Origin of the sequence: Prevotella pectinovora, from assembly GCF_000834015.1 — a bacterium.
Classification (GTDB): Bacteria; Bacteroidota; Bacteroidia; order Bacteroidales; family Bacteroidaceae; genus Prevotella; species Prevotella pectinovora.
The window spans coordinates 21,093-31,841 of record NZ_JXQI01000030.1 but is presented as its reverse complement, the minus strand read 5'-3'; the positions used below and the strand labels follow the sequence as shown (position 1 = coordinate 31,841).

The window sequence follows — 10,749 nt, the reverse complement described above, 5'->3', positions numbered from 1 at the left end:
GAGATGTTCCATCTCAAACCATCGAGAGAGGTGGGCACGCTGAAGCAGACGCTGAAGAATGCCGTACTCGACAACAAAGTGGCTAACGAGCGAGAACCGCTGATGCAGCTGCTGATGGGAAAGGCGAAGGCTATGGGACTGTGCTGAGTCCTTTCTGCTACATTGAGTGGTATCAGATTATAAACGCTCGACACATTTTTTTCAAAATCGGTTATTAGAACAAGCGGTGCATGTAAAATGCCATTAAACGTTCTAATGACCGATTTTTGTTTAAGTGAAGCATGAGCTTTTGTCTTTTCAAAAATCAACAGGAAACGTAAGCGTATCCGTGCCGCCAGTGTATACAGATGCTTATATGCGCTGGACAATTCCTGAAGCCATGAATGTCAATAAACCCAAATCGGTCATTAGAAAAAGTTTCTTGTCATTTTCTAATGACCGCCATTAGAAAAACAGCTTTGTATATGCTTGATTTATAAATATTTACTAACTTTACCACGAAAAAAAGAATATACTCCGATGCGAAACTGTGACATAAAGTTTGTAAATAAGGAAATAACACCTTTTGGTGGTCTTTCCCTGTTCTTCAAAATGCTTGAGAAATGCCATTTTGAAGAGCATGTTATGCAAAGTGGTGTACCTCTTCAAGGTTCCAACCGTGGTTACAAACCGATCCAGCTGATATTGGGATTGTTTGCAGGTGTGTGGTGTGGCGCAAGTTGCTTTGGCCATCTTGACGTGGTTCGTTATGACGCTGCACTATGTGACCTATTAGGATGGGAACGTGGAGCAGACCATCGTGCATACCAGCGCTATCTCAATAAATTCTCTCAAGCTGTCAACCAGCGTGTTTTCGGAAATTTGTTCCGTTGGTTTTTCTCCGAGTTGAAGTTCGACAACTACACTTTAGACTTCGATTCTACAGTGATGGTCCGTGAGGGAAGTCAGGAAGGAGCAGCCAAAGGATACAACCCAAAACGTCCTGGACGACTCTCGCATCATCCTCTCCTTGCATTCGTTTCCGATGTAAGGATGATAGCAAATTACTGGCTACGTCCAGGCAACACATCCGCAAGTACCAATTATCTGTCGTTTCTTGAGGACACGCTCTCAAAACTTGAGGGCAAACGTGTCGGGCTGGTCCGCATGGATAGCGGTTTCTTTGCGAAGGAAATACTTGACTATCTGGAAATGAAAGGGTTACACTATATCATTGCCTGCCGTTTCAACAATCGTATAAAGTACAGTCTCACCCATGAACGCAAATGGATAGAGCTAACAGACGGATTGGAAATATCCGAAACCATCTATCAGGCAAACGGTTGGGAGAAGCCTAGACGCATTGTGATGGTCAGGCAAGAAATAGACAAGCGCCCCAAAGCTGCAGGAAAGCAAATCAAGCAACTGGAGCTTTTTGAGGATGAGCAGGATTTCGGAAAATACCGATACAGCTGCTTTGTAACAGACCTTGACCTGCCGGCCAAGATTGTATATGACTCATATCGCGGAAGAGCGGATTCTGAGAATAGGATAAAAGAATTGAAGAATGATTTCTCTATCGATGACTTTATCACAAATAACTTCTGGGCAACAGAGGCATGTGGGAATTTCATTGTTATGGCATATAACTTCATGTCGTTGTTCAGACATGCGCTGATCAATTCCAACAAGAAGAAATTTCTGAAGACTATCCGATACGAGTTGATATCGACGCCAGCCTATCTGGGAAAAACAAAAGACAAGCACATCCTATATTTGGCTAGATCACTAAAAACACGACAATCATTCTTATCTATATGGGAAAAATTAAAGGATTTCTCTTTGCCGTACGACACAGAGAAATCCTAATGACCGATTTGGGATAAAAGTCAACTTGTAAACTATGACCTCCAAATTGAGGCAGGTAGTTTTTCCATTATATGGGAAATACTACCTGCCTCTATTATAGTCTCCAATATAGGAAAGTTTCACCTATCCATTAAACCAATCGTTTTCATAACACATCGACTCCAACTCGAAGTTTATTATTTCTCGCTGTTTTACATCTTGGTTTGTTCTCTTACATTGCTTAAGCATGGAATAACCGCGACAAACAACATGATCTACAAACTCACATTCCTCGTCATTGCATGGTTTGAAAAGGTAAATAGGATACACATTATCACGAATGGCCGAATTGTTCTTGTTGAAATCCTGTGGGAAACGGAAATCTTTGCCTTCACCAACTATATTGTAATGACGCATAGAATATCTTCTATAATCAATACCTATCAGATTTTCCTCATCCACAAGTATAATCATAGCATTGTCCAATATGCGATAACTCTTTCTGCCGAACAAAGATTTAATGGTAGCAGTGTCTCCTATAGCCAACTTAGTGCCCAAGAGATTCACTTCACCAACTTCACAGTTTCCGTCATCGATGTTCTTCTCCTCAGTACAAATAGAAATAGGCTCGTCAACAACTCTTTCTTCAGCGAACGCTGTGATATCCGAAGCCGGCTCATCCTCCACGGTCTGAGGTAGAGTTTCTTGAGAAATAGTTGCAGCCATAACCACAGAAGCAATTGCCTTCTTAGCAACATTGGTAGTTTTCTTACCTTTATTTCGTGCTTCAAGCCATTTGTCAATTTCTTCAATCAGCGTATACTCGTCCACATCACAAGCATTAAACACCTTGAATCCATTAGGGCGTTCCCCCGTATCAACCATGAGATATTCATCCGCATCGTATACCTTTCTGAAAACGCAAGTATAACGATTTAGAAGCGACGATTTCTTCTTTGTAATAACTATTGCGTTGTCCTCTTCAAATACCCAACAAATGAAGTCATCAATCGTTATATCCTTGCTTTGCAAATCAGAATAGAATTCCTTTCTTCCTTTAATGCCTTTTCGAGGAAACACTATAAACTTGATGACTTTCGGCATCTTGTTTTCACATTCAAAATCATAAAAAACATTGGAGCTTGGTTTGGTAGTCTTCACCACCATGCCTTGTTCTATGAACTCATCCTCGTCACAAGAGGCAGATTGTTTCTGGATAGACTCCAGAGATTCAATCGATTTAGAAGATACACCGACGCTATTACAGCATTTCTTCTCTAACAGTTTTGAGTAATACGCAAGACAATCATCAATATGTTTTTGGATGCCATCTATGCCAACACGATAATCTATAAGATTCTCCGTGTCAACAATCAAACTCGGTGTGTCTGTTACCTTGTCTATCCTAATGTTACGCCAGTCTTGACAGACCCAACATCCAGTCTTGGCATCAAATATCAACCATCCTTTTTCGGGAGACTTATTAAGAATAAAATTGCCAAAGAACTCAAATTCGCTTGTTTGCCAACGAACGTTCGTAACCTCCTCCACTTTACAACATTCTTTTTTACGAATAATGTACCATTGAGTTTCTCTTTTTGCTATGAAACATTCATGTTCGGCGTCATACAATGGTTTACTGACATATGTACCTACTACTCGACCATTTCGAATGAGCGAGTATGGACGAGAATTGTCAAAAGAGTTGGTCTTGCCGATTATAAAATCGGCAGGACACTCATCGACTTCACTGAAGTAGCCCGGTATTTTGATAAATTCATCATCTTCTTTATATTTGGTAACAGAACGATGAGTTCCAAATTTAGTTTTAAATTTAGTTTCAAAATGATTTCCACACAACCATCTGAGAAGTTCATTTTTATGACCTTTAAAGCTGAAGTGTTTAACCCATTCACGATTTTCACAATCATAGAAGCTCCATTCTCCATTTTTCTGAACAGGACGTTTACCATAATGTTCTTCTCCAATGAATTGTTCATCTCTTAATCCATTTTTCCCATCTTCAAAAAACAAATAAAAAGACCCGTTCTTACAATATGCGACAAAAGACCTCGTCTCTTCTGAGTAGAACTTTATTTGGGAGAACTCTTTAGAATCTCTAGGGGAGGCTGTGTCAGAGCCAGTCATGACATAGCGGCCTTTTTCCTCGTCAAAGAGATAGAATCCATCAGAATCCTCATTTCTCCACAACTGAAAAAAGACGCTATCAGGACGCAACCGCTCTATTTTGGCAAATTCTGAGCGATCGATGTAAGGATTGCGACTGTCTTTAAAACTTTTTTTGCCACTACGACAATTGATGATTTCAATCATACTTATTCAAAAATTGTTTCAGAAGTTGCTTCTATGCATTCAAGAGAAATATTAAGCAAGGATTTCATTACACCATCTTTTAATATGCACAAATTACAAGTTCCTTCTATATTTCCTTCACCAAAATATATGCATTCAACACCATTATCTTCACCCTCTTCACCATTTGGCTGACGATACAAAACCACACTTCCTGCCTTTATAGTTTTTTTGCTACCAACAGATACAAAATCTGTCTTAGCATCATGGTTGAGCACAGAGTCACACAATGAGATTAACGCCTGACGTGTAGCATCGTTCATGTTGGGACAAACCGTAGCGACTATTATATCCAGGTATTTTTTGATATAACCCATAAGTTCCTTAAGCAATTGCTCGTCGAGGAGTTTCTTGGTTATGTTTAATTCGTTCGTATCATAAAGAACCACAAAACGATCTCCTACATGAAGGTTCTCATGCTCATAGTCACTATATAATCTGCCACCTTTGTGACTGATATCGCTTCTATCGAAAGCCCTCAAACGTAGGAATGTCTCGAACATAATGTCAGCTATATTACTAACATTTACAGACTTCTCATTAAAGGCAGGGTGTATGATTACAGTACCCGTTGTTTTGAGAGTAGGCAAGAAATACGGATCATCATATTGATTATATTCACTCTTATCAAAAACTTTCTTATTATAACCATATACCGTCTGATGCTCTTGCAACTTTAGGTTGAATGCAACACAATCACCAAATTCCATAGAACCGAATCGTTGGCTCTCGTCAAAGTTCGGAATCACATAACCACGATGAAGAGATGACGTCGTATAGCGCTCTTTGTTCTTTTTAGCAGTAATCTTATACTCTGCATTTAAAACGCGATGTATCTCTTCACGAATTTGTTCACCATTCTTATAGGTAAAACGAATAGCTTGAGGATAACCCTCTGTAACTATCTGCTCACGGCTAATATGTTCGCCCTTAGGTATAAATTCCTCTTCGCCTTTCACAGCTTCAATTGTAAACTGCTTGCCAAAATGTCTCAAAGTATATGCACGCTGAGGATTATCAACACAGACAGCAATCTCATCATATTCACGGGGAGTTTGTCCATTGAGAACTTTTTCACAAAGCTCTCCGAACGACTGCGGGAACAATTCCTTGCCAGCAAAGGTCTGATGCCTTTTGATACAATCCTTCCACTGTTTATACTCACAATAATCATGGTCGCCAACATGAGTCAGAGCCTGAACATTCTGGATAGTCGGATCTTCAAGGTATAATGCCGGCTCATAGTTAGGCAACACCTTGTCTATGTCACAACCAAACTCTTCAAAAAGAAGCTTTGACGGCAACGAATTGTTGTCTTTAACGATAATCACATAACTTTTACCGCAATTGTAACGTCCCACTCTACCTATGCGCTGCTGATAGCTGTTCTTGTCGTGAGGCATGTCTGCGATGATACAAACATTGAGTCCCTCTATATCAATACCTATCTCCAAAGCACTTGTACTGATAACGCCCTTGAATTTACCATTCTCCAATGCATTATCAATAATGTCAGCAGAGGCAACCTCATAGCCAGAGCGATAGCCATAGATTTCACTTTTGTCATCCTTACCATCTTTACCACGAACGCCCAAAATATTATTAGCCATGGACCCCGTCTTCTGTCTGCTTTCAACAAAGGTTATACTCCTTGTGTTCTCTTTTTCAGCAAATGCTTCAACGAGTCTGGAAACACTTGGATTTTGCTTTGTGTCGGCAACCTCAACGAAAAAGAAAGTCTTTTCATACATTGGAGATCCATCCAAATCCATTCCTATCTCTACAAAATTCTTTGCTCCTGTGATATTGAAAGAGTGCTCACATGCATTCGGCAATGTAGCTGATGCTGTGATATATTGCGCAATATCGTGTGTACCGCGCAAGAGACAGCGGACATTGTTCAAACGTCTGAAGAGATAAGCCGAATTAGTACCAAACATTCCCTTGTAGAGATGAAGTTCATCTATCACCACCAAAGATATATTACGAATAAAATCTTTAATAATATCTCCGTTACCGAATATCGTCTCATTTAAATTGTCAAGCAACCACGCATGTATAACATCGGGAGTCATAATGACAACACGTTTGGTCTGAAGGATGTGTAGTCTATCATCCATCTTCGTATCACCATCAATCTTACCAATCTTGTCTTCACCATATGCTTTTTGCCAACGACGCACCTGCTGTCGATTCAAGGCTTTCATAGGGTATACCGCCAACACCTTTGCATTCGGGTCTTTTGCAAGCAACTCCAGAGCAGACAGAATGAATATTTCTGATTTACCAGAACTTGTTGACGTAGTAACACATACGTTTTTGCCCTCCTTGGCTGCCTTAACAGCAAGGTATTGGTGCTTCCACAATTGTATAATCTCACGACCTTCAAGATAATTAGTGCTGACTGCAGAGAGATTCAAATCAGAATAAGACTGTTTTTCTTCTTCACGTCCGCGTTCTGTTTCGGTGTGGCATACCATATACCCACATTCCTCAATCAACGCTTTTACAGTTTGTTTATCCAATGAAGGTTTGTTTTCTTCTACCATTTTGGATTGATTTAAGTTTTAAGGATAAGTTAATAAGACAAAGTTAATAAAAATATCAGATATTAAAGCATTTATGTCACATTTTTTTTCTTGTACGTTAATTGGAGAGAAAAGGATATTATGTTATACGTATAAGGAAATCGCCAACGTGAGTAATTTGTCTTACCTTTACGGACAAAATCATTAATCAATGATAACCGCTTAAAGCATAAGTTAGTGGTAATACATCAATAAATAATGTTAAATAAAAGGCTAAAGACATAGAATCAGCAAAAAACATTCGTCTTTCTCAGAAAGTCGTATTAACTTTGCAGCTGAAATGTCAAGAGTAGCCTTTAGTAAAAGGTGAAGCCAACCGAGCAGAACAGCCACGGTGGAGCATCGACATGAAAAGTATTAACTTTTAAACAAAATCATTTATGAAAACAAGAAATCACATTCAGTTAAGTAGCATTCGCCTCTGTTCGTCATCAATATGATGAACCAGATTGGTGTATTGGCTTTATCGGTCGATATGCCTCTTTTGTCGTGTCCGTACATAACCAAACAATCCTTTTTATTACATGCATTACGAGTCTGACTTTAATGTCGGCACCAACCGGTTCAGAATAGCGGTGGGTCTATCAATGCGATTAGTTCAATTCTAATAAAATTCTGATTATGAACACATTTTCATCCACATCATGCGGTTCAGACCGCCCAACAGTAAACAACCTTATCAACTCTCTCGGACGTGTGGAGCGTTACGACGCCACGCAGATTCGCTGCTGCTCATTCGCCAAAGCGAGCGACATCGCAGACGATGTGGACGTCCGCCTCACCAACATGGCAGGTGGCTATCCTTTCGAATTCGGAGGGGCTACATGGCGTGACAGCGAAACGCTGTATCTCTGCGGCGAGTTCTCCGATTCGTCGGAGAAGCACCTGACTATCCAGGAGGAGATGCACCGACAGACAAGCGGCTATGCCGCCAAGCGATTCATCAAGACAAAGTACAAGAGCCACATGCGTCAGGACTTCGCCGACTTCCGCATTCAGTGGATGCTCTACGTGGTTTGGCAGAAGTGCAAGAGCAATACTGAGTTCGCCAACAAGCTCACGCTGATTCCGCAGGACGCTGTCATCATCGAGAACACCACCAAGGAACGCTGCGACACCAAGGAGGTTTGGGGCTGCAGCAACAAAGCGCTGACCGACCGCAGAAACGAGTTGGAGAAGGAGGTTGTCGCACGGGCTAAGGCTGAGAACCCGAATATAAAGAAGGCGGCGCTGGAGCGTCTGGTTATCAAGGAGACTTGCAAGGTGAACGACATCGGCGTGTTCGTCGGCGAAAACAACCTCGGCAAGATTCTGATGATCTGCCGCGAGTGCCTCGTGCAGGGCACCAAACCTCCTATCGACTACGCCTTACTCGACTCGAAGAACATTCACCTCTTAGGCAAGCGTCTGACGTTTGCCTAAAGACTCCATATTCACTTGATTATTAGAGCCTAACAAAGAAAAAACGACATGTTGGAAATTATAGATAACATCGGCTACATGAAGCTGATGGACGGAACGTCTTTGCTTGCTCACAAGAAGAGCACTGAGCAGAAGATAGAAGATAACAAGAAAGCTGGACACGTTTTCAGCAACGAGGAATCGGAAATGTTCTTCAAGAACGCTTACTTTCTATGGAAACACAGGGCAGAGATACGCAAAGACAGCAAGATGCTCTTGGCAAGCGTAAGAGTGAGTAGCGGAACGGCAAATTGCTGTAGTCTGAAGGATGCTACGTTGGGAGCGTTTCTCGACTTTTGGGATACCACCGAGGGGGCGCCGATAAAGAATAGCGAAGGCAACAACGCCGTACTTTGCAGGATTGGCTTAGGACGGTCAGAAGCGGACACATGCAAACTGGCAGACGAATTGGGCAATGTCGCCGACACGAGCATCGACTTGGCGTGCCATAGACTCAGCAAGTTTGCTGCCATCAACAGACACTATCACAAGTATGCCGAGCAGTATGAGGCTTGTTCGCTCGAGAGCGTACTCGTCAGCTTGCAAGTGGAAAAGAGGGAAATCAAATGGCCTTTGTACAGAGAGAATATAAAGCTCTTTTATGAGCATCGTGAGGAGATCTGCAAGCGCAAGGAATGGTTCTATGCTACCATACCGCTTAGCGTGTTCGGTACGCGGAACCCGATTTTCATCGGTGTGATGCTTACACTATGGCAACGCGGAAACGAGCGTTTCATGCACAAGTGCGAGAAGTGCGGACACACAGCCTACGTCTATTCGTTCGCAGGCAGTCCGATGTCGGGCATCGGAAGCATCAGCTATCAATGCTTTCATTGCGGCGAATACGGACATATCACTAAAGACGGTTTCGGTTCTCGTATGAAAGCCCTGAAAGACATAAGAGAGGAGTTGCTGAAAGACAAGGAAGGCGTAGACGAAGTGCCGTTGGAGACGCTTATCGCCAATCTGATGAAAAACTAACAATAAGAAAATAAACAATATGGAAACAAAGAAAGATTACACCATCAACGAAAATGTAAAAGTGTTGGACGGTCTTACCGAGGTTTTGCAGGAGCAAGTAAGCATGATGAAGCGCCTGCCGCTAAACGAAATAGCGATATGGACCGACACACAGTTGGATAACGACGAGAAGGGATCTAAGGCTGAGAATCCGATTGACGATCCGTATCAGAGGTTCTTCTATCATAAGAATGATGATTTTTTCACATACGAGATAACGAACATGCCTCTTCTTACCGTCGAGTTTAAGTTTAGCGATGAAGAGGAAACACGCTTTTTGCGTTTGCCTAACCATACTCTTTTTGAGAACGATGACAAAGGACATTACTTTGCCGATTGCGGTGAGGACTACAAGAAAGCTGCTTACCTCTTCTCAGAAGTGGCTCGCTTGGTGTATAACTTCAAGGGAGAGCGCAAATTCTTGTGCTTTGATATCGGCAAGAAATTCGGGAGCAGCAAGTACTGCAATCTGATGATGAACTTCAAGTTACCGAACAAGCCTGAAGTCAAAGATGCGATAACCGAGAAGATCAGAGCGTATAACCAAAAGGCGTCACACTACAAGGATGCTACGCCACTGACTTTTGACGAGGATACGTTCATCGTCAGCGGTAAGAACACGTCTCACATTAGCGGATGGCTCATCAAAAGCGACGCGCTAAGAAAGAAGTTCATAAGCGTTTGCAGACTGTGCAGTGACCTAAGCGAAGAATTGTAAGACTTGCGCTCAAGAGCTGACCCTATGAACGCTATCGATCGTATTGAAGAGTCGCGTAAATGTTATGAGGAGTAAAAGGAGTCGTTAAATTTCTCTCATAAAAAGGAGTTTAGCATAATGAACGTAAACTTCCCATTGTCACTCTATTTATAATATATAACATAAATTATCAAGGATTATGATTAAAAATCTTACAGAAGAAGAAATGATGGCTGTGAACTGTTCTTTTGAAACTGCTCGCAAAGCCATGATTAGAGCAGCAAAAGAAAATAGATCTAACATTGAGAAGGCAGGAAAGAGCCTTTTCATACTTAAACGTATCTGTACGGACAACATGATGCATCGTTTAATTTCTACCACCATCGCTGTATCAGACCAGAAAGAAAAGCTGATCGACTTCTTTCATGAACACTATTTCGCCGATGTAGAGTTCAATGAACGTGATAAAACTCCGGATTTTGAAACAGGTATGGGTGAGGGCTGCTTCGATATCAGAGAGGTTGCATTGGTATAGGAGACAGTTATACTGTTCTACAGAAGCGTCCAATTCGTTGGGCACTTTTTTGTCTCTCAATCAAAAAATGTGCATGATGGTTTTTAAGAGCCGACTGGCGATAATATCTTTTATCCCAAATCGGTCATTAGGAAAAGTTTCTTATCATTTTCTAATGACCGATTTAGGATAAATAAGAATATCGGGCAGCGGTTGAGCGTGAAATCTGCCCAAGTGGGGCACGCTGCTTGCCCCACTTGAGAACGGTG

Annotated in this window: 7 protein-coding genes and 1 riboswitch; of the genes, 5 read left to right on the top strand and 2 right to left on the bottom strand. The window is 41.6% G+C overall.

Annotated elements, in window-relative coordinates; translation table 11 throughout:
- Nucleotides 1–519 precede the first annotated feature (519 nt).
- Complete coding sequence (locus ST42_RS04390) at nucleotides 520–1,848, top strand: IS1380 family transposase (protein ID WP_044072502.1); 1,329 nt, start codon at nucleotides 520–522, stop codon at nucleotides 1,846–1,848.
- Between the two features lie 123 nt (nucleotides 1,849–1,971).
- On the opposite strand, the gene ST42_RS04385 is transcribed toward ST42_RS04390, so the two are convergent.
- A complete protein-coding gene (locus ST42_RS04385; RefSeq protein ID WP_044072501.1) occupies nucleotides 1,972–4,161 on the bottom strand; it encodes a hypothetical protein in 2,190 nt (729 codons plus the stop codon).
- A 2-nt stretch (nucleotides 4,162–4,163) separates the two neighbouring features.
- On the bottom strand, nucleotides 4,164–6,749 hold the full coding sequence (locus ST42_RS04380) for a DEAD/DEAH box helicase (RefSeq protein ID WP_044072499.1): 2,586 nt from the start codon (nucleotides 6,747–6,749) through the stop codon (nucleotides 4,164–4,166).
- Nucleotides 6,750–7,309: 560 nt separating this feature from the next.
- Nucleotides 7,310–7,413, top strand: a riboswitch (SAM-I-IV-variant riboswitch).
- Between ST42_RS04380 and ST42_RS04375 the strand changes: the two genes are divergently transcribed.
- The 4 genes from ST42_RS04375 (at nucleotide 7,410) to ST42_RS04360 (ending at nucleotide 10,501) form a co-directional block, all read left to right on the top strand.
- Complete coding sequence (locus ST42_RS04375) at nucleotides 7,410–8,210, top strand: NADAR family protein (protein WP_044072497.1); 801 nt, start codon at nucleotides 7,410–7,412, stop codon at nucleotides 8,208–8,210. It overlaps the preceding riboswitch by 4 nt.
- A 48-nt stretch (nucleotides 8,211–8,258) precedes the next feature.
- Nucleotides 8,259–9,230 (top strand): hypothetical protein, encoded by a 972-nt coding sequence (locus ST42_RS04370; protein WP_044072495.1) that lies wholly within the window; start codon nucleotides 8,259–8,261, stop codon nucleotides 9,228–9,230.
- Nucleotides 9,231–9,249: 19 nt separating this feature from the next.
- Nucleotides 9,250–9,987, top strand: a complete 738-nt coding sequence (locus ST42_RS04365; RefSeq protein ID WP_044072494.1) for a hypothetical protein — start codon at nucleotides 9,250–9,252, stop codon at nucleotides 9,985–9,987.
- Between the two features lie 178 nt (nucleotides 9,988–10,165).
- Nucleotides 10,166–10,501, top strand: a complete 336-nt coding sequence (locus ST42_RS04360) for a hypothetical protein (protein WP_022158389.1) — start codon at nucleotides 10,166–10,168, stop codon at nucleotides 10,499–10,501.
- Nucleotides 10,502–10,749: the final 248 nt, after the last annotated feature.